Source organism: Streptomyces bullii (genome assembly GCF_042657145.1).
Lineage (GTDB): Bacteria > Actinomycetota > Actinomycetes > Streptomycetales > Streptomycetaceae > Streptomyces > Streptomyces bullii.
The window spans coordinates 1-18,690 of the sequence record NZ_JBHSNY010000028.1 but is presented as its reverse complement, the minus strand read 5'-3'; the positions used below and the strand labels follow the sequence as shown (position 1 = coordinate 18,690).

Genomic DNA, 18,690 nt, shown 5'->3' with positions numbered 1-18,690 from the left:
TGCGTCCTCGTTCTCCACCGCTTGATGGGCCGGTGTCCAGGTGTTCTCCACGGCGGCATTCAACCGTTGCCGCACCAGTCCGGCCAGCGCAATCCGGCGGAACTGATCGCCAATTGAGATGACTTGTAAGGCCGGCGACGTGGCCACGATCGTCGTAACCAGCGGCATGCCTGGGGCCAAGGCCTGACGCGGCGCCGCCGGATCCGCCGCCCGACCGGTACCGGGCACCACCGCGGACGCGAAGGCGTGGCGGGACTCGGGCCTGGCCGAGCAATGCCAGGGCGTGACCGTGCTCTGTGACGGCGCCTACATCAAGACCGGTCTGATCGTCCCGCACCGCAAACGTCCCGGACGGCCGCTGCTGAAGGGCGAGGAGGAGGACAACGCCGCGCACCGCAAGGTCCGCGCCCGCGCCGAGCACGTGATCGGCCGGATGAAGAACTACAAGATCCTCCGCGACTGCCGGCAGCGCGGCGACGGCCTCCACCACGCCGTCCAGGCCGTCACCCGCATGCACAACCTCGCCCTCACTGCATGACCACACACGCCAACAGCCCAGCTCAGGCTGCCTGATCACGGCCTTCTGCAACACGCTTTAGGCCCGGAAGGCGTCGGTGTCCTCGAAGCCGGAGTAATCGTCCAAGGCCCGCCCGTTCGATGGTTCCATCTCAGAGCTGCACGACAGTTCGTCCGCGTAGTACCTGCTTCCGTAGCTGTCGCTTCAGCAGCCAGTGATCCGGATTGCAACCGCCCCCATCCCGTCCCTCCCTCACCCCAACTCCAGCCAGGGCATGGGCAAAAGCGGCCGGCAAGAACACGGGCGAGCACCCCTCGACCGCCACCGTGTACGGCATCCTCGCCGAAGACGCTGACAGCGCGAGTGAGCTCGGAGGAATGAAAGTCGTCCCGAATGATCCCGGCCTGCGGCAGCGGAGGGCCGGTCACAAGGGCCGGCGGTCGCGGTGTGTTGCACCGTCGGCGGGGCCGGGGCGGCGCAGCTGCCTTTGAAGGCGGCCACGCCGCCTGAGAAGTTGTGATCCCAGCTCCGTGACACGATCACAGGCCTGCTGTGGGCTGGCGACATGGTGCTGCCTGAGCCCGCGGGCGTCACACCAATAGCAGACCGCCGCACCGTTCAGCGCCGTCCTTCACCGCGATGAGGTTGGCCTGCACGTAGGAGATCTTGTTCTGGGCATGCCACTGAGTCGGGTAATAGGTAACCAGACGGGAATTCTGGAACCGCGCCCGGATGTCCGGTACGAAGGCACGGTATTGGTTGTCCGTGTAGTACCAGAACGAGTTCTCGTTGTAGTAGGCGACGTGGGTGGGGTCCTGGTAGGCCCCGCGGCCGTCTGAGCTGGGAGTCAGGGTCAGGAGCATGCCGCCGGGGGCCAGCAGACGGTACAGCTCGTTGATCAGCGGAACCTTCGCGGGGACGTGCTCCAGGAAGTCGACCGCCCGGATCAGTCCGACCGAGTTGTCCGGGAGGTCCAGGGGTCCGGGCAGCGTCGCGACGATGTCGATGCCGTCTCCCGGGTACTGGTCCACGCCCAGGTAGCCGGGCGGCTTGCGGTGTGCGGCGCCGAGGTCGAGGGCGAGCAGCCCTCGCCGCTTGCTCCATGCCAACGCGTTGGCCTCGATGTGTTTGTCGTACAGGGCGACGGTCTCGCGCTGGATGTATGCGTTGACTTCGGTGTCGCGCTGGGTGTTGTGGGGGTGGATCCGCTGCATGTACAGGCATCGGGTGATCTGGTGGAAGTCGCCGGCCTGGAATAGGCGGCACATCAGGTCCTGGTCGTCCAAGACCGTACGGGTGGCGTCGTAGCCACCGACGTGGTGGTAGGTGTCCTTGCGGAATGCCCGTACGTGGTTGGGGGCGTACCAGATGTAGGAGACGTTGTGCGGCGTCGGTGCCATGGCGATGCACTGCAGTAGCCGTTGGCCGTCGACGTCTACCTCCTGGTACTCCCAGCCGTGCGCCTCGTTGAAGCGTGTGTCGTCCCGTTTTCCGTCCTCGGTGATCTGGGCGGTGTTGCTGTAGACGAAGACGGCCTCGGGGTTCTCGTCGAACGCCTTCGCCAGTTCCGCCAAGCAGTGCTTGGCCAGCAGGTCGTCGTGATCGAGCTCGACGAGGATCTCTCCACGTGCCAGTTCGCAGGCCCGGCGCTTGGCCGCTCCGACCCCGCTGATGCCATCCGCGATCTCCACCCGAACACGGTCGTCGGGCTGCTCGGGCCGCCACCGCGCACCGTTGTTGAGCACCACGATCCACTCCCAGTCCGAATGGGACTGCGCCCGCAGCGTGGCAAGGCACTCGTCCAGAAAGCGCGGTCGGTGACTGGGGGTGAAGACGGAGAACTTCGGCGTCGAGGAAGCTGTCATCTTCTGTTACCCGCCTGGGCGACTATCGGTTGTGGTGGTCCCGCTGCGGACGGAATCCCGGAAGGGCTGCGGGATCAGCCGTCGCAGCGACGGGTCGACGCGGACGGCGCTGACGAAGGCGTCCTCTGCCTCGCTGTCACGGTTCTTCTTGACCAGGTTCTGCCCGAGGTGCAGATAGGCTGTGGCGGCCTTCGGGTTGGCGACCACGACGCGCCGCAGGATCGCGATCGCCTGGTCGGTGTCGCTCGGTTCGAGCAGGATCGCCTTGTTGTAGAGGGCCGGTGTGTATTTCGGATCAGCCTTGAGCGCCTTATCGTAAGCCGCCAGGGCGTCGGCCGTTCTGGCGTCGTACTGAGCGATGACACCGAGGTTGTACCAGGCAAGTTTGTTGCCTGCGTCAAGGTCCAGGACCTTCCGGAAGGTTTTTGCCGCCCCGGCGAGATCACCGGCCTCTCCCTGCTTGATGCCCTTTCGGAGCACTGCGTCCAGGCTGGGGTCGGGTGTGGCGGTGAGGGATCCGGGCTTGGTGTCCCACTTGGGCAACAGCAGTACACCGGACACCACGGTGGTGGCAACGGCCGTAGCCGTGAGCCCTGCCCACAGGTGGGTTCGTTTCACGAAATCGGCTCCTTGGCTGGTGAAATGAGTGTCGGCTGACGGGTACGGACGGGAAACGGTGCAGACGCAACCCGAGGGCGGAAGCCGGAGGCCGCCGTGACTCCGGGCTGCCAGAGACATTCCGTCGCAAGCTCATGGCGTGCACACCGCGTACACGGTGATGTTCGTCGGACTGCTCGTTCTTGCCTGCCAGCCGGTGGCCGGCGTGGTCGGTGAGCCCCCGACAGGCGTGAAGACGTCCACTGTGGCTCCAGACGGTTTTGTGAAGCCTCCGGCAATGGCGAAGGTGCCGGCAGGGCAGGACACGGTGGCTGTACCGGTGGTGCTGGTAGCCGTGAAGGTCCTGCTCTGCGCGCCGGCGCTGGTAGTGGCACCCTGCGCACCCTGGGGTCCCTGTGGCCCGGCAGCGCCCTGCGCTCCCTGGAAGCCCTGCGGGCCGATCGAGCCTTGTGCACCCTGAGCACCGGTAGAGCCCTGCGCACCCTGGGCGCCCTGCGGCCCGGCAGCGCCCTGAGCGCCCTGAGGCCCGGCAGCGCCCTGCGCTCCCTGGAAACCCTGCGGGCCACTAGCGCCCTGCGCACCCTGTACGCCCTGCGCACCCTCGCCACCCTGGCTGCCCTGCGGCCCGGCAACGCCCTGAGCGCCCTGGACTCCTTGAGCACCCTGCGCTCCCTGGAAACCCTGCGGGCCGATCGATCCCTGCGCACCCTGCGCACCGGTGGAGCCCTGCGCACCCTGCGCGCCCTGCGCACCCTGGGCGCCCTCACTTCCCTGGACACCTTGAGCGCCCTGGGCTCCCTGGAAACCTTGCGGGCCGCTCGAGCCTTGTGCACCCTGAGCACCGGTAGAGCCCTGCGCACCCTGGGCGCCCTGCGGCCCGGCAGCGCCCTGAGCGCCCTGAGGCCCGGCAGCGCCCTGCGCTCCCTGGAAACCCTGCGGGCCACTAGCGCCCTGCGCACCCTGTACGCCCTGCGCACCCTCGCCACCCTGGCTGCCCTGCGGCCCGGCAACGCCCTGAGCGCCCTGGACTCCTTGAGCACCCTGCGCTCCCTGGAAACCCTGCGGGCCGATCGATCCCTGCGCACCCTGCGCACCGGTGGAGCCCTGCGCACCCTGCGCGCCCTGCGCACCCTGGGCGCCCTGCGGCCCGGCCTCCCCACCGCCATCCGAGCCGCCCGGGGCACCCTGGGGTCCCTGCGGCCCCGCAGCACCCTGGCTGCCCTGAGGCCCGGTTGCGCCGGTGCTTCCTTGGAAACCTTGGGGGCCGATCGATCCCTGCGCACCCTGCGCACCGGTCGAGCCCTGCGCACCCTGCACACCCTCTGCGCCCTCAGCGCCCTGGCTGCCCTGCGGGCCAGAGGCACCCCGGGCTCCCTGGAAACCCTGCGGGCCACTAGCGCCCTGCGCACCCTGCACGCCCTCCGAGCCCTGCGCACCCTCAGCGCCCTGCGGCCCGGCAGCACCCTGGCTGCCCTGCGCCCCAGAGGCACCCTGCGCTCCCTGGAAACCCTGCGGGCCACTAGCGCCCTGCGCACCCTGCACGCCCTGCGCACCCTCGCCACCCTGGCTGCCCTGCGGCCCGACAACGCCCTGAGCGCCCTGAGCTCCTTGAACGCCCTGGGCACCCTGGAAACCCTGCGGACCCGTCGACCCCTGCGCACCCTGCGCACCGGTCGAGCCCTGCGCACCCTGCACACCCTCTGCGCCCTCAGCGCCCTGGCTGCCCTGCGGGCCAGAGGCACCCCGGGCTCCCTGGAAACCCTGCGGGCCACTAGCGCCCTGCGCACCCTGCACGCCCTCCGAGCCCTGCGCACCCTCAGCGCCCTGCGGCCCGGCAGCACCCTGGCTGCCCTGCGCCCCAGAGGCACCCTGCGCTCCCTGGAAACCCTGCGGGCCACTAGCGCCCTGCGCACCCTGCACGCCCTGCGCACCCTCGCCACCCTGGCTGCCCTGCGGCCCGACAACGCCCTGAGCGCCCTGAGCTCCTTGAACGCCCTGGGCACCCTGGAAACCCTGCGGACCCGTCGACCCCTGCGCACCCTGCGGACCCGTCGAGCCCTGCGCACCCTCCGCGCCCTGTGCACCCTGGAGACCCTGCGCGCCTTCGCTGCCCTGCGGCCCGGCAACGCCCTGAGCGCCCTGAGCTCCTTGAGCGCCCTGACTGCCCTCGACTCCTTGAGCACCCTGCGCGCCCTTGGCACCCTGACTGCCCTGAGGCCCAGAGGCACCCCGCGCTCCCTGGAAACCCTGGGCGCCCTGGGCACCCTTGCTGCCAGGCGGCCCGGCAACGCCCCGACTTCCCTGGGCTCCTTGAGCACCCTTCGCTCCCTGGAAACCTTGCGGGCCACTGGCGCCCTGCACGCCTTGGACGCCCTGAGCACCCTGTGGACCGGTATCACCCTGAAAACCTTGAGGCCCTGGTGATCCCCTGTCACCTTGAAAGCCCTGAGGGCCGATGTCGCCTTGGCTGCCTTGCGGTCCGGCATCTCCTTGGAACCCCTGGGTTCCCTGCGGTCCTGTGCCGCCCTGGGGTCCTTCCGGTCCTTCGGGCCCCTGGGCTCCTTGCGGCCCCGCTGGTCCCTGGGCTCCTTGCGGTCCTTGAGGCCCCTGAGGTCCTTTAGGCGGGCAGTCTTGGCCGTCGTACGCGCCATCGTTTACGCCGTAGTGAGGGCAAGTGGCGCCGAGGCTGGCCCTCTGGTCGGCTGCGGCGGCTGTTGGCGAAGCCATGCTCGCGACCAGGGCGAAGGTTCCCGCCGCTGGCAGCATGGTCGCGATCCATGACTCGCGCAGTGACCTGCGTTTCACTCTTGACCTTCCATCGAGGACGTGCAGGGTCCAGCACGCATCACAGCATGGGCGCACACTGACGTGCACCACCATTGGGGCCAATGCCATTTAGCTGATTGCATTTTCCATGCATTTCCCTACGCCCGTCGGTAACCTGATCACCCGCTTCTCTATCAATCGTCAATCGGAATTACACGCAACTGACCCACATCGCTCCGGAAGTCATCATTCGGACGGCGTAGGCTGCCTGTGCACGTGGACCTGGATAGGGATTGATTGCGCGGTGGCCAGTGCGTGACCATCACCGCGTGTGCTCAGACGCCATCCGCTTATCGATCACGGAGCAGTCTGGTCGAACAGGGTTCCTGATCGGGTGATCGCGCGAGCGTCTGCGCATGACGGCAGGGCCTCTTGGTAGCTCGGGGTGCAAACAAAGCAAGCACCAGGAGGCCCTGTTGCCGCAGTGTTTCGCGCTCGCGTGCGTGGAGTCCACCTCGCCTTCCCCATGGTGTGACTGCCTCGCGCACAGGTTCGGCAACGCGGCAGCCCGGCCGGACCGCAGTGCGTGCTATGTCTCTGAGGTTCCCCCGCCGTGCGGGAGGTGCTGATCAGCTGGTCAGGACGGGTTGACGGGGTTTCAGGTTCGTTCGTCCGGCCGTTGCCTGGTCGGTCGTAGTAGTGCTCTTCCTCGAACTCGATCGGGCTGAGGTATTAAGCCGGAACTATTGAGTTGCCCACATGATCGTGTACCGGACGTGGCGGGCGTGGGAGTAGCCACGGACGAGGTGGGGCTGGCGTTGGCGGCGGTGGAGGAAGCGGCGCGTCTCGTGGGCCAGCTCGTCGACCGACTGGGCTCGTGCGGCGTGGATGTGCCGTTTTACGTCGGCGTTGAGGATCTCGTCGGGGTGGAGTTCGGGACTGTAGCCGGGCATGAGGTGTAGTTCGGCGCGGTCGGCGTTGTCCTGCAGCCATGCGCGGACGGCTTTGAAGCGGTGGACCGGGTGTCGGTCGGCGATCACGTGGATCTTCCGTCCGGCCTGCTTCGCGAGGCGTTCCAAGAACGTGATGAACACCTTGGCGGTGCAGCGGCCGGTGAAGACGGTGGACCACAGGGCGCGCGGGAGGGATGGCTGACATGACGTTCACGCGGAACCGCCGCCCGTTGACCCGGACCACGGGGGTGAAGTTGCCCCGTGATCTCGGCCACGTGATCGTTATGCCGCGAGGGCGTGCTGACGCCGCTTCCTGGTCTCGGCCGGGGTGAGATAGCCGAAGGTCTTGTGCTTGCGCAGGCGGCGCCGGTTGTAAAAGGTCTCGATGAAGTTGAAGACCTCCGCGCGGACGGTGGCCCGGTCGGGCCAGGTGCGGGTGCCGCTCTCTTCTTTGAGCAGGGACCAGAAGCTCTCCGCGGCGGCGTTGTCGAAACATGATCCGGTGCGTCCGCAGCTCTGCCGCAGCCCGAACTTCCCTATTGGTTCCCGGAACTGGGTCGACGTGTATTCGCTGCCACGATCGCTGTGGATGACGCAGCCGGGTTCCAGTCCGCCCGGCCGTGGGCCATATCGAGGGCGCCGACGACGAGCTCGGCGCGGTGGTGGTCGGCCTTGGCGTAGCCGACGACCTCGCGGGTGGCCAGGTCCAGCCAGCACGCGAGGTAGAGCCAGCCCTCAACGGTGGGCAGGTAGGTGATGTCGCCGACCCGCTTGGTCCCGGGACGCTCAGTATAGAAGTCGCCTCTGCGCTGGCGGACAAGCGGGCGCCTCGGGCTGTTCGGCGCGGACCCAACCGTGGGCGTGCATGGTCTCGGTCTCCCAGTCCCGGAACAGCTGGGGCAGCGCCTTCGGGTCGCGGTCGGGGTCACGGTGCCAGCGGATGAAGGCGCGGGCGGCGGGGCGGTCAGCGTCACAGGCCGGGCAGAGCTCCATCCACACGCCGGTCCCCCACGGGCCGTTCCACTGCAGCAGGTCGCCGCCGCAACGGCCGTTCGTCTCGGTGGGCGGTGGGCCTCAGACGGAGGAGTTCGTCGTCGCTGACGTCATCGAGGTGACTGTCCACATTGACGGTGCGGAAGAAGGAGCCATCGCGGCGCACCACGTAGCGCCAGAGGGAGGACTGTGACATGCGGGCCCCCTTTCGGAAGGTAGCGGAACGCGAACGGCCACGATCCGCCCGCCACCTGATCCGGGTCAAGAGGCCGGGACGCAGGCGCCCGCCGGGGCCGTGACAGCCTGCGGGCCTGGATCGTTGTGCAGGACAGCCTCCCCGGCTGTTTGGTGCCCCCGGGTGTCATGGCTGACGCGGTTGGCGGAAGTACAAGGTGCGCGAACCCACTTATGCGATCGTCGGCGCGGTCACCGGCACACTCGCCGCTCCCACCAGCCTTCTGCTCGGCAGGTTCGACGACAGCGGCCGCCTGCAGTACGCCGGCCGCACCACAACTCTCGCCCAGACAGCGAGCAGCACGGTCGCCGGGCTACTCGCCCCGGCGCAGGGCGGGCATCCGTGGACGGGCTGGTCGTTCTCCGCCGGGTGGGGCAGCCGGGAGACGCTGGACGTCACGCTGGTGGAACCCGAGCTGGTGGTGGAAGTCGGCGTCGACGTCGCCCGCGACGCCTCCAGCCGGTGGCATCACCCCGCGCGCCTGCACCGTGCCCGCCCCGACCTCTCCCCCGCCGACGTCCCCCGCCTGGCGACGCCGCCGCGCTGACGGCGGCACGGCGCGGCGGCCCCCGCCGACGCGCGACACCGAGAGCGCGTCCCGATCCCCGGCTGCGTCCGCGCCGCCCATGCCGCCCTCCCTCATCCTCAACTCCAGCCAAGGCATGGGCGAAGGGGGTCGCAACGGGGATGTCAGCGACCCGACCATGCCGAACCCGCCTGATGACCTGCACGGATACGGGGACGGTCCGCTGGGTCGCGCAACAGTGGACGCGACCCCCAGCGCAACTCTTGCCTCAACCCCGGTTCCTAGCGGCGTGCGGCGTGCGGGCGGGCCCTCATGCGGCCCGCGCTGCTCACTGGGGCGGGCCAGCTGCCGCAGCTCGGTGCGCGCCGCCGACGCCGAGCGGGCGGTGTCCCAGTAGGGGCGCCACCACAGGTGTACGGACAGGCGCAGCAAGCGGCGGCGCAGGGCGGTGAAGTCGCGGCGGTGGGGTGCGGCGTAGGTGGCGTTCCAGGCGGCTTGCGTCTGCACCAGGTCGTCAGGGAAATGGCTGGCGTCCATACCGGCATCAGATCGCTTGCGGCCCCGGCGCCCGCGCTCGATGCGCGGGAGATCCTCGCGGTGGCGCAGCGGTTCACGTGGTCTGGACGGACCCGGGCCAGTTCCTCGTGCCCGAGGCCTCAATGGAGATCCTGACCGTGGCTCTCAGCGCCGTCCGCGAGGAGGTCGACTACGTGCAGCGCCTGGTTTCTGGTCTACCTGGTGGGCCTGCGGTCGTACCGGTGTTGTGAGGGCGCAATATGTGGCGACTGGGCGTCACTTCCGTGCTGCAGCGCCCCCGGGGAGGCTGTGACGGTGTGCGTGTCCGTGCCGGTGGAGCTGGCGAAGTCCGCGCTGCCGGCGTAGGCGGCGGTGATGGGGTGGGTGCCAACGCTCAACGAGCTGATGGTTGTACTGGCGGTGCCGTCGACGAGAGGGATGGTGACGGGGGAGCGGTTGGCAATGGTGAAGGTGACGGAGCCGGTGGGGGTGCCCGCTCCCGGCGCAACGGCCGTGACGGTCGCCGTCACGGTTGCAGCCTGTCCCGGGCGGGATGGGTCGGGGGAGGAAACGACCCTGGTGGCTGACAGCGCCCGGTTCACCGTGTGCGGGTCGCTGCCGCGGGATCCGGCGAAGCTGTTGCTGCCGATGTAGGTGGCAGTGACGGTGAACAGGCCGCTGGACCTGGTGGTGTAGGGGCGAGTGACGGCGGCGGTGCCGCCGGACAGGGTGGCGGTCACCGGTGTGGTGCCATCCCCGAAGTCGAAAGTAACGGTGCCAGTGGGGGTACCCGCCCCGGGCGCGACGGGCGCGACGGTGGCGGTGAAGGTCACCGGCTGACCCACCACCGACGGATCCGGCGACGAACCCACCACCGTCGTCGTCGACGCACGGTCCACGGAGTGTGGGTCGGTGCCACTCGAGCCCGCGAACGCCGTGCTCTCGTTGTAGGTGGCGGTGACCGTGTACGGGCCGCCGGTTGCGGTGGTGTAGGGGCGAGTGACGGCGGCGGTGCCGCCAGACAGGGTAGCGGTCACCGGTGTGGTGCCATCCCCGAAGTCGAAAGTAACGGTGCCGGTGGGAGTGCCCGCTCCAGGGGCGACGGGCGCGACGGTGGCGGTGAAGGTCACCGGCTGACCCACCACCGACGGATCCGGCGACGAACCCACCACCGTCGTCGTCGACGCACGATTCACGGAGTGTGGGTCGGTGCCACTCGAGCCCGCGAACGCCGTGCTCTCGTTGTAGGTGGCGGTGACCGTGTACGGGCCGCCGGTTGCGGTGGTGTAGGGGCGAGTGACGGCGGCGGTGCCGCCGGACAGGGTAGCGGTCACCGGTGTGGTGCCATCCCCGAAGTCGAAAGTAACGGTGCCGGTGGGAGTGCCCGCTCCAGGGGCGACGGGCGCGACGGTGGCGGTGAAGGTCACCGGCTGACCCACCACCGACGGATCCGGCGACGAACCCACCACCGTCGCAGTCGACGCCCGACTCACTGTCTGCGGGTCGATGCCACTGGAGGAGAGAAAATCCATATCCCCGCTGTAGGTGGCGGTGACCGTGTACGGGTCATTTCCGCGGTCGGTGTAAGCCCGTGTGACGGTGGCGGTGTCACCGGTCATGGGGGCGGTGACCGGGGCGGTGCCATCGCCGAAGTTGAAGGTGACGTTGCCGGTGGGAGTGCCCGCTCCAGGGGCGACGGGCGCGACGGTGGCGGTGAAGGTCACCGGCTGACCCACCACCGACGGATCCGGCGACGAACCCACCACCGTCGCAGTCGACGCCCGACTCACTGTCTGCGGGTCGATGCCACTGGAGGGGACGAAGTCGGTGTCTCCGCTGTAGGTGGCGGTGACCGTGTAGGGGCTGCCGGTCCTGGTGAGGTAGGCGTGGGTGGTGGTGGCGGTGCCGCCGCTCAGCGTCGCGGTGGCCGGGGTGGTGCCGTCGCCGAAGTCGAAAGTAACGGTGCCGGTGGGAGTGCCCGCTCCTGGAGCGATGGGCGCGACGCTGGCGGTGAAGGTGACGCTCTCGCCGACCACGGAGGGGTTCGGCACCATGGTGACGGTGGTGAGGGTCAGCGCCCGGCGCACCGCGTGGGTGTGGGTAGTGGTGGTGCCGGTGAAGCCCGTGTCGCCGTTGTAGGTGGCGGTGACCGTGTACGGGCTGCCGACGGCGCTCGTGTAGGTGTGGGAGGTCGTGGCCGTCGCCTGGGTGAGCGGCAGGGTGACAGGGGTGGTGCCGTCGCCGAAGTCGAGGGTGACGGTGCCGGTGGGAATGCCCGCCCCTGGGGATTGGGGTGTGACGGTGACGGTGAAGGCAACCGGCTCCCCCACCAGGGACGGATGCGGCACGGACGCCACCGCGATGCCTGTCGGCGCCTGGCCCACGGTGTGGGTGGCCGTCGTGGTGGAGCCGGCGAAGTCCTCCTCACCGCCGAAGGTGGCGGTGACCGAGTACGGACTGCCGGTGGTGGCGTAAGCGTGGACGATCGTGGCTGTGCCGTTGTCGACCGGGGCGGCGACCGGCGGCGTCCCGTCACCAAAGTCGAAGACCACCGCGCCTGTCGGCACCTCGGCTCCCACGGCGTCCGGTGTGACGGTCGCGGTGAAGGTCACCGGCTGGCCCACCACCGACGGCTCGGGCGAAGCACTGAGCGTGGTGGACGTCGGGGCCGGGTTCACCCTCTGGCTGTGGTGCCCCGCCGACGAGCTGAATGTCTCGTCATCGCTGGTGTAAACGGCGGTGACCGTGTAGGGGCTGCCGGTTGCGGTGGTGTAGGTGTGGTCGGCGGCGGCGATGCCGTCCGACAGGGGCACTGGTAGGGGCGGCGTGCCGTCGCCGAAGTCGAAAGTGACGGTGCCGGTAGGAGTGCCCGCCCCGGAAGCGGCGGGCGCGACCGTGGCGGTGAAGGTCACCGGCTGCCAGGTCATCGACGGATCCGGTGCCGACGTCACGGTCGTGGTGGTGGGCTGTACGTCGGACAGCACGCGGTGGGTGCGGACATCGCCGGAGGGGGCGTAGTCGGTGTCTCCGCTGTAGGAGGCTGTGATCGTGTAGGTGGCCTCGGTGGCGGGGTAGGTGTGGGTGATGGTGGCCAGGCCGTCCACGAGCGTCTGTACGGCGGCTGGCGTGCCGTCGCCGAAGTCGACGGTGACCGTACCCGTGGGGCGCCCGGCGCCGGGGGCGGCCACGATGACCCGTGTCGTGACGGTCACCGGCCCGTCGGGAGTGGAGGGCTCTGGAGAGGAGAGGACGGTTGTCGAGGTCGGCGCTTGCGCCACGGTCTGCTCGGCGGTGTCCGATGACGGGGCGAAGTCGCTGTCCCCGCGGTAGGCGGCGGTGACGGTGTAGGGGCTGGCGCCGGTGGTGGTGTAGGTGTGCGTCGCTGTTGCCAGCCCGCCCACGACCACGGCGGTGACCGGGACGGTGCCGTCGCCGAAGTCGAACCAAACCGTGCCCGTCGGCGTGCCCGCCCCGGGAGTGCCAGTGGCGACGGCCGCGGTGAACGTCACCCGCTCCCCGACGACGGGCAACTCGGAGGACGAGCTCAGTGTGGTGGTCGTGGGCGGGTCGAGATAGGTGTAGGCGGGGCCGCTGGCGGTGCCGCCCAGGGTCCGCACCACGACCGGAACGCTTATCGCCGGCCCCGGCGGGGCTGGCGGCGCGGGAGGCGCGGTGAAGACGAGTTGGCCGTCGGAGACGACGGTCGGGTACACGCTGGTGGTCCCGAGGCGGACTTCCTGGGTGGTGTACAGGCCTATGCCGGTGATCGTGATGGTGTTGCCGCCGGCGTTCGGCCCGCTGGCGGGAGAGACGGACCGGATCCGCGGGGGCTGAAGGTAGTAGAACGTTCCGATCCGGTGGGCGACCCCGGCGAGGGTGACGGTGACCGGGGCCACGCCGGTGCCGGCGGGGGTGACGGCGGTGATGGTGAAGTCGTCCACCACCGAGAACGACGCGGCCGGACGGCTGCCGAAGCTGACCTGGGTGACGCCGAGGAAGCCGCGTCCGCTGAGGACGACCAGAGTGCCGCCCCCGGTCTGTCCCTGGTCGGGTGAGACGGCCACCGGAATGGTCAGGACGGCGACCGTGTCAGAACCGCTGTCGGCCACGTAGATGTGCCGGCTGTCGCGGGTGATGCCGATGCCGCGCGGCTCGCTGAGCCCGGTGACGGTGGCGGCACGGGCGTTGGTGGCCAGGTTGATCGCCGTGACCGAGCCGGAACCGGCCTCGGTGACATAGGCCAGCGCGCCGCGTGGGCCCATGCCCATGGAGAGGGGAGCGTTGAAGCCGCCGATCGTGGTGGCCACGGCGTACGTGGTGGTGTCCACGACACTGACCGTGCCGGCGCCGTGGTCGGCGACGTACAGCCGCTGCCCGTCGATGGTGACGGCCAGACCACGCGGCTGAGTAAAGCCGCCGACCGTGGCCACAGCCGTGTTCGTGTCGGTGTCGACGACCGTGACGGTGCCGTCGCCGGCGTTGCTCACGTACGCGAAGGGCGCGTCTGGAGACAGCGCGACCTCACGCGGACTGCTGCCCACCGCCACACTCGTCACCACCGCGCGCGTGGCGGTGTCCAGCACGACCAGGCTGCCGGTGTCCTGGCTGACCACATAGGCGCGGGTGCCGTCCAGAGAGAAGGCGATGCCCGCCGGGGCCGAGATGCCGCCGATCGTCGCCGTGACCGTGTTCGTAGCGGTGGCGATCACGCTGACCGTCCCCGAACCGGAATTGCCCACATACGCCTGCGTTCCGCCCGGGTTGACGGCCACCCCCCAAGGGCCGGAACCCACTGCGACAGTGGCGATGGCGGACCGGGTGACGGTGTCCAGGGCGGTGACCGTGCCCGAGCCGAAGTTCGTCACGTAGCCCGCCCGCCCGAGGCGGGCCAGGGCGATACCCATGGGGTCGTCACCCACGGGGATGGTGGAGAGCGGGACAGCGAGAACCGTGACGCTCGCGGCACGCATGCGTGGAAGCAGTTCGACGGACACGGGCAACACCCTCCTCCTGAGGGACGGGACTTGCGGCCGAGCGGGGGCGCCCGCCCGTGACACCGGACGGGCCGTCACAGGCGGGCGCCTGACGGGTTGCCGGCTGCCAATCTGGTGGCAGCAGGGGCCCGTCTGTGGAGGGTGGGTCAGATGCCGGGGCCGGCGACGTAGGTGAAGGCACCCACGGCGGTGTCGGATCCGGCGGGGTTGGTCACGACCACGTCGACCGCCCCGGCAGTACCGGGCGGGGTGACCACCGACAGCGTGGTGGCATTGATCACCGAGAACGGTGCGGCGGCGCCGTCGAAGGTGACCGAGTCGGTGCTGTCGAGGTTGGTGCCGGTGATCGTCACCGCCGTACCCCCCGAGGTCGGGCCCGAGGTCGGGCTGACCGTGCCGATCGTGGGATCGTCGATGTAGGTGTAGGACAGGCCGTTGTTGGTGCCGCCCGCGGTGGTCACACTCACTCCCACCGGCCCGGCCGCGGCTCCGGCGGGCACCGTGACGCTGAGGGAGCTGTCCGAGTTGACCGTCGGGGTGGCGGTCACCCCGCCGAAGTCCACGCTCGTCGCGGTGGACAGGCCGGTGCCGTTGATGGTGATGGTGTTGCCGCCGGCCAGCGGCCCGGAGGGCGTGCCCAGGGACGACTTGAACGGGGCGCCGACGTAGAAGAACGACACCGGGTTGCTGGTCCCGCCCGGAGTGGTCACTGTGACCCCGACCGTGCCGGTCCCCGACGGGGAGACGGCGGTGACCTGGGTGGGTGAGACCTGGGTGATGTTCGTGGCCGACTTGTTGCCAAACCTCACGGCGCTGGTGTTGGACAGGTTCGTGCCCGTGATGGTCACCAGCGTGCCACCACCGGTGGAACCCTGATTCGGAGAGATGGGCATGACGGTACTCCTCGCTGCTTGATGGGGACATGACGAGGAATCGGCAGGGGCCGCCAGCGGCCGCAGCATCACAGGAACATGACCATCACACGGTCAACACTGCGGGGCCGGATGAGAACGAACAGAGGCCACGCACGGCCGTGGGTACGGCCAGGGCGCACAGCAGCCCGCCCGGAATCCCCTGTGGGCACAGAGAAAACCGGCAATCGACTGCCTGTCTCAACGTCCCCCGGCACGGGGATGGGCAGCCCGCCGGTTCACACTCCCAGTGACCCACACACCCAACCGAGTGACAAGACCCCATCACCTCACATCACCCGAAAGGGGTAACCCCCTGGTGAAGGCTGCGCCTCAACGCCGACCTGCGGAGCAACGACTACCCGGGCAGCCCTGCCCGGCCGTGACCAGGGAAGAAGACGCCAAGGAGCAGGTACGGCCCACGCCTGTGCTCGCAACGAGCCATCGGCTAACGATCCTTGCGGCGAAAAGTCACAGCAGTCCCGAAGGAGGCAGGTTCCTTGCCCGACGGCCGCACCGCAGTACGGCGAAGCTCGAGGTCACCAGGGCCCTTGCCGGCCTGCCGCCAGATGGCCCATGAAAAATCAGCGGGGAGACCGTCCGGGATGTCCGCCTTTTGGGTGATCGCGGTAGACCGGCACCGACCACAGCCTGGACATTCGGCTCCCTCGAAGGGAGCCCTCCCCACGGTGTGGTCCCTGCCCAGCTAGCGCAGGGACCACGTCCTATTGGCACCGCTGCCCCCGCGCCTCCGCCTCGGCCACCATCAGCGTCATCCAGCACGTGAGCAGGTTCCCCATCCCCCGGACCCCGTGACGGTTGCCGACTGCGGCCCCCCTCAACCAACGCCGCGAGGGCCTGCCCGCCCACCCGGACGCCACACCCATCGTGTCCGCGAGGGTGGCGCTGCCCCTTCGGAAGATTGTCCTCGGGCCCACGAGCTGGTCTGGGTGGCAGCTCGGAGTGCGGACTCGGGCAGAGTCAACTGTTCAGCACAGCGCAGGTGGGACTCGACAACAAACGAGACCTCTCCTGGCGAATTGATTGGGCCATTCGTGCCCCAATGCCGCCTGAGCCATGCCGACGGGAGCCACACAGTCGTTATGGAAGGACACCGAAGAGCTGAAACCCGGAGGAATGGGTGCGTACGCACAGGATGAGGATGGCCACGCTGGCGACGTTGACCGTGGGAGGCCTGGTGTCCCCCACGTGCGGGATCGCCGTCGCCGATGATCCCGGCGCCTTGGCCACGGGCGGCTCCGGTGCGGCGGGCAGTCTGTTCCAGCAGAACACCGCCCAAGGCCACAAGCAGAACAACAGCTGCGGCAACCCAGGTATCTCGGCGGGCGAGAACGTTCTGGACAGCGGCAGGGCCGAGACTCGCTGTGCGACCGGCGACCTCTCCTACAGCAAACACAGCATCACGCAAGGCGGTGACGCCCACGCAGATGGGGGGTCCGCGGCGGGCACTGTGACGCAGCAGAACACGGCGCAGAAAGGCCGGCAGAACAACAACTGCGCCAACCCCAACGGGTCGGACATCGTCCTGGAAGGCGGCCGGGCCGACAGCGCATGCACCACCGCGGACGCCTCCCACACCAAGCACAGCAGCATCAAGGGCGGCCAGGCCCACGCCGAAGGCGGCTCCAGCACGGGCGGGCTGGTGCAGCAGAACACCGCCCAATCCGGCCGACAGAACAACAACTGCGCCAACCCCAACGGATCGGCCGTCATCGCCAGCGATGATGGCCGGGTGGACAACGGATGCGCCGCCACAGACGTCTCTCACACCAAACACAGCAGCATCAAGGGCGGCCAGGCCCACGCCGAAGGCGGCTCCAGCGCCGGGGACACTGCATACCAGCAGAACACCGCCCAATCCGGCCGGCAGAACAACAACTGCGCCAACCCCAACGGATCCGGCGTTGTCCTGGAAGGCGGCCGGGCCGACAGCGCATGCACCACCGCGGACGCCTCCCACACCAAGCACAGCAGCATCAAGGGCGGCCAGGCCCACGCCGAAGGCGGCTCCAGCAAGGGCGGGCTGGTGCAGCAGAACACCGCCCAATCCGGCCGACAGAACAACAACTGCGCCAACCCCAACAGTTCGGCCGTCATCGCCAGCGACGGCGGCCGGGTGGACAGCACATGCGAGGCCACGGACGTCTCTCACACCAAACACAGCAGCATCAAGGGCGGCCAGGCCCACGCCGAAGGCGGCTCCGCCACAGGCACCCTGGTGCAGCAGAACACCGCCCAATCCGGCCGACAGAACAACAACTGCGCCAACCCCAACAACTCGGTCATCCCAGTGACCGACGGCCGGGTGGGTACCGCGTGCAAGACGGCTGACCACTCCAAGAACGCAGGCACCGTGGAGATCAGCGACGGCGCCAAGGCCGAAGGCGGCTCCAGTGCGCTGGACTTGTTCCAGCAGAACACCGCCCAATCGGGCCGGCAGAACAACAACTGCGGCAACCCGAACAATCTCACTCTCACCGCTACCGGCAGCCGCACCCAGACCGAGTGCGTCGCCGTCGACCGCTCCACCAACATCGGTTCCGTCTACCGATAGCCCTTCCGACCGGCTGGGCGTGTTGAGCGCGACAACGGATTCGCCGTGCGGCTCCAGAGCCGATAACGCTGACAAGGAGAACTGAGGCGATGGGACAGCGGGGACTGCATGCGGCGCCCGGAGTTGGCGTACAGAAAGTGCGCAGCGCGGCAGCAGTCGTGTTCACCGCCGGTGCGCTGGTCTTCGCCGGCGCCGGTGACGCATTCGGCGACATGCTCGAGGACGTCCCGCTCAGCGGCGAGGAGAACACCGACCAGTACGGGGAACAGAACCTGTCGTGCGGCAACTCGGCGCGTCTGGTGCGGCTCAACATCGCTCGCACCGTGCACCGGAAGCAGCTCTGTGTCGATGACGACGGCCACACGCGCAATCACAACGCGCACGTCCGTGGTGCTCAGACCGTGGGGGCCACGACGCTGGGTCCGCAGACCAACACGGCTCAGGCGGGAAAGCAGAACCTGGCCTGCGGCAACTCCGCCGACCTGGTCACCGTCAACGTCGCCGGGACGATGGCCTGGGACACCACGTGCACCACGACCGACCACGGCGCCCAGCAACCCCGCAGCGGCGGCTCCGCCAACTACTCCGAAGGCGCTCGCAGCGTTGGCGGCACCTCAGTCGGCCCGCAGGTCAACACCGCCCAGGTGGGGCAGCAGAACCTCTACTGCGGCAACTCCTCCGACACCCTGACCGTCAACCTGCTAGGCGCCATCAGCAAACACACCACCTGCACGGCCGCCGACTACTCTCGCTCCGGCCCGGGCGAAGCCCACCGCGGCCAGGCCTCGGCCGACGCTGGCCGGGTGGTTGGCCTGGAGACCAACACCGCTCAAAACGGCCGCCAGAACCAGACCTGCGGCAACCCCGGCACCGGCCTTGAAATTCCCCTCGGCTCCGCCGAGCGCCAGACCCGCTGCACCGTCCACGACGGCGCCTGAACAACATCCACCGGTTCCACTCACGGCAATTCTCCGACTCCTCCGCGCCAGCACCGCCCGCCGCTCCATCCCGTCTGCATGACCGGATGGACCGTCCGGCAGGCAGCCACCGCCAACCGGTGGTCGCCGCCACCGCACAAGCAACGTCAAGCGCCGCTAGAGGTTGTCCCGTATGGGGTGTGAGTTATCCGGTGAGGGCCAGGTTGTGGAGCCGGGCGATGCCGAGCATGGCCTGGTGAACGCCGTTGCTCTTGAGCCGGCAGTCCCGCAGAATCTTCCAGTT

Annotated in this window: 11 protein-coding genes and 3 pseudogenes; 5 read left to right on the top strand and 9 right to left on the bottom strand. The window is 69.1% G+C overall.

The window, feature by feature from the left end; genetic code table 11:
* Positions 1–202: 202 nt before the first annotated feature.
* Positions 203–538, top strand: a pseudogene (locus ACFPZJ_RS39220) (transposase family protein); the annotation flags it as partial.
* 569 nt (positions 539–1,107) lie between these two features.
* Here ACFPZJ_RS39220 and ACFPZJ_RS39215 read toward each other — a convergent pair.
* Positions 1,108–2,382, bottom strand: coding sequence for a glycosyltransferase (locus ACFPZJ_RS39215; RefSeq protein ID WP_381031792.1), 1,275 nt, complete (start codon positions 2,380–2,382; stop codon positions 1,108–1,110).
* A gap of 6 nt (positions 2,383–2,388) precedes the next feature.
* A complete protein-coding gene (locus tag ACFPZJ_RS39210) occupies positions 2,389–3,000 on the bottom strand; it encodes a tetratricopeptide repeat protein (RefSeq protein ID WP_381031788.1) in 612 nt (203 codons plus the stop codon).
* Positions 3,001–3,447: 447 nt separating this feature from the next.
* Between ACFPZJ_RS39210 and ACFPZJ_RS39205 the strand changes: the two genes are divergently transcribed.
* Complete coding sequence (locus ACFPZJ_RS39205) at positions 3,448–5,424, top strand: ATP-binding protein (RefSeq protein ID WP_381031786.1); 1,977 nt, start codon at positions 3,448–3,450, stop codon at positions 5,422–5,424.
* Positions 5,425–6,509: 1,085 nt separating this feature from the next.
* On the opposite strand, the gene ACFPZJ_RS39200 is transcribed toward ACFPZJ_RS39205, so the two are convergent.
* The 4 genes and pseudogenes from ACFPZJ_RS39200 to ACFPZJ_RS39185 form a co-directional block, all read right to left on the bottom strand.
* Complete coding sequence (locus tag ACFPZJ_RS39200; protein WP_381031798.1) at positions 6,510–6,899, bottom strand: transposase; 390 nt, start codon at positions 6,897–6,899, stop codon at positions 6,510–6,512.
* Between the two features lie 102 nt (positions 6,900–7,001).
* The gene (locus ACFPZJ_RS39195) at positions 7,002–7,244 is read right to left on the bottom strand and encodes an integrase core domain-containing protein (protein ID WP_381031796.1); all 243 of its coding nucleotides are present in this window, start codon (positions 7,242–7,244) and stop codon (positions 7,002–7,004) included.
* 11 nt (positions 7,245–7,255) lie between these two features.
* Complete coding sequence (locus ACFPZJ_RS39190) at positions 7,256–7,468, bottom strand: hypothetical protein (protein ID WP_381031794.1); 213 nt, start codon at positions 7,466–7,468, stop codon at positions 7,256–7,258.
* 37 nt (positions 7,469–7,505) lie between these two features.
* A pseudogene (locus ACFPZJ_RS39185) lies at positions 7,506–7,754 on the bottom strand (DUF6300 family protein); the annotation flags it as partial.
* 350 nt (positions 7,755–8,104) lie between these two features.
* Between ACFPZJ_RS39185 and ACFPZJ_RS39180 the strand changes: the two are divergent.
* Positions 8,105–8,494, top strand: coding sequence for a hypothetical protein (locus ACFPZJ_RS39180; protein ID WP_381031784.1), 390 nt, complete (start codon positions 8,105–8,107; stop codon positions 8,492–8,494).
* Positions 8,495–9,204: 710 nt separating this feature from the next.
* On the opposite strand, the gene ACFPZJ_RS39175 is transcribed toward ACFPZJ_RS39180, so the two are convergent.
* Together ACFPZJ_RS39175 and ACFPZJ_RS39170 are read right to left on the bottom strand one after the other, a co-directional pair.
* Entirely contained in the window at positions 9,205–13,983 is a 4,779-nt protein-coding gene (locus ACFPZJ_RS39175; protein ID WP_381031782.1) for an Ig-like domain repeat protein, read from the bottom strand.
* 146 nt (positions 13,984–14,129) lie between these two features.
* On the bottom strand, positions 14,130–14,876 hold the full coding sequence (locus tag ACFPZJ_RS39170) for an IPT/TIG domain-containing protein (RefSeq protein WP_381031780.1): 747 nt from the start codon (positions 14,874–14,876) through the stop codon (positions 14,130–14,132).
* Between the two features lie 1,180 nt (positions 14,877–16,056).
* Here ACFPZJ_RS39170 and ACFPZJ_RS39165 point away from each other — a divergent pair.
* The gene (locus ACFPZJ_RS39165) at positions 16,057–17,469 is read left to right on the top strand and encodes a hypothetical protein (RefSeq protein WP_381031778.1); all 1,413 of its coding nucleotides are present in this window, start codon (positions 16,057–16,059) and stop codon (positions 17,467–17,469) included.
* A gap of 89 nt (positions 17,470–17,558) precedes the next feature.
* Positions 17,559–18,407: a hypothetical protein gene (locus ACFPZJ_RS39160; protein WP_381031777.1), complete on the top strand. Its 849-nt coding sequence runs from the start codon at positions 17,559–17,561 to the stop codon at positions 18,405–18,407.
* 184 nt (positions 18,408–18,591) lie between these two features.
* Here the strand turns inward: ACFPZJ_RS39160 and ACFPZJ_RS39155 are convergent.
* Positions 18,592–18,690 (bottom strand): annotated as a pseudogene (locus ACFPZJ_RS39155) (IS5/IS1182 family transposase); the annotation flags it as partial.